Source organism: Pseudomonas entomophila (assembly GCF_013523165.1).
Taxonomy (GTDB): Bacteria; Pseudomonadota; Gammaproteobacteria; order Pseudomonadales; family Pseudomonadaceae; genus Aquipseudomonas; species Aquipseudomonas entomophila_A.
In genome coordinates, this window is the sequence record NZ_JAAMQI010000054.1 from 1 (window position 1) to 1,250 (window position 1,250).

Consider the following 1,250-nt stretch of genomic DNA (forward strand, 5'->3'; position numbering starts at 1 on the left):
TGAACTGGTCAAGTAATTTTGGACACCGATTAAGGTTTATGCCGCCGCTTTGAGCTTTTCCTCCATGGCTACGGGAGTTTCGTAGCCGTTGTAGCTGTGGAGGCGCTTGAGGTTATACCGCACCAAGTAAGCCGTAATGTCAGCCTTGGCTTGTGCCTCAGATTCATAACCTCCTGCTGGCATCCATTCTGATTTTAGCGCGCCGAAGAACCGCTCCATGGCAGCGTTATCCCAACATTGGCCTCGATGGCTCATGCTTTGTTTCAAGCCGCACTCTTCGAGTACAGCTCTAAATTTATGGCTGGTGTACTGACACCCTTGATCTGAATGAAACATCACATCTACTGGCCTGCCTCTGGACTCAAAGGCCATTCGTAATGCGTTACAGGCCAATCTTGCATCGGCAATCATCGAAAATGCCCAACCTATAGCGCGACGTGCGTACAGGTCGATCACCGCTGCCAGATAAAGCCAACGCCTACCTACCTGGATATAAGTTACATCGCCACACCACACCTCGTTAATCGCTGAAACCTTGAAATTTCGCTTCAGCTGATTTTCCGCAATCAAGGCTTCTGCGCCAGAGGATCGATATCGGTGCGGCCTACGCTGCCGACACTCCAGGCCAGCCTCGCGCATAAGCGCACGTACCTTGTAACGCCCAATTTCATGGCCTTCACGCCGTAGTTCATGCATCAAGGTACGAGAGCCAGCAGAACTCCGCGACGCCTTGAAGTGGACGACCACACACGAGCGTAGAGCCTCCCTTTCAGGATTTTCACGCCCTTGGCGTTTGCGCCATGCGTAGAAACTGCTGCGCTCGACTCCAAGCGCACGACAGCAGTCGACGATACTGTATTGCTCACTTAGCTCGTTGATCAACGCGAATGATCTTTGGAGTCCCGAAGCAAGAGAGCGCTGGCCTTTTTTAGTATTTCAATATCCCGATCCTTTTGACGAACCAGAGCTTCTAGCTCTTCAATACGTCGCTGTTCCGACGTAATAGCTTTCGCTCCAGTCGGCACCTTGCCTTCTCTTTCTTGACGAACTTGCTCGACCCAGCGACGAAGAGCGGTACGACCGATCCCAAGAATTTTGCAAACCTCAGGAACCGACTGACCACCGTCCAGCACCATTTCAGCAGCTTGAACTTTGTGTTCTTTCGAATAAGAATTGCGCACTGATTTTGCCTCCAATTGGACGCCATTATAGCGTCCGAAGAAGGTGTCCAAAATCATTAAGCCAGTTCA

The 1,250-nt window shown here is 51.1% G+C and carries 2 protein-coding genes; both read right to left on the reverse strand.

What is annotated here, in order from left to right; genetic code table 11:
- Window positions 1-36 precede the first annotated feature (36 nt).
- Complete coding sequence (locus tag G7Z99_RS19605; protein WP_258197093.1) at window positions 37-882, reverse strand: IS3 family transposase; 846 nt, start codon at window positions 880-882, stop codon at window positions 37-39.
- Entirely contained in the window at window positions 879-1,238 is a 360-nt protein-coding gene (locus G7Z99_RS19965; RefSeq protein WP_258197094.1) for a transposase, read from the reverse strand. The genes G7Z99_RS19605 and G7Z99_RS19965 overlap by 4 nt, the downstream gene beginning before the upstream one ends.
- Window positions 1,239-1,250: the final 12 nt, after the last annotated feature.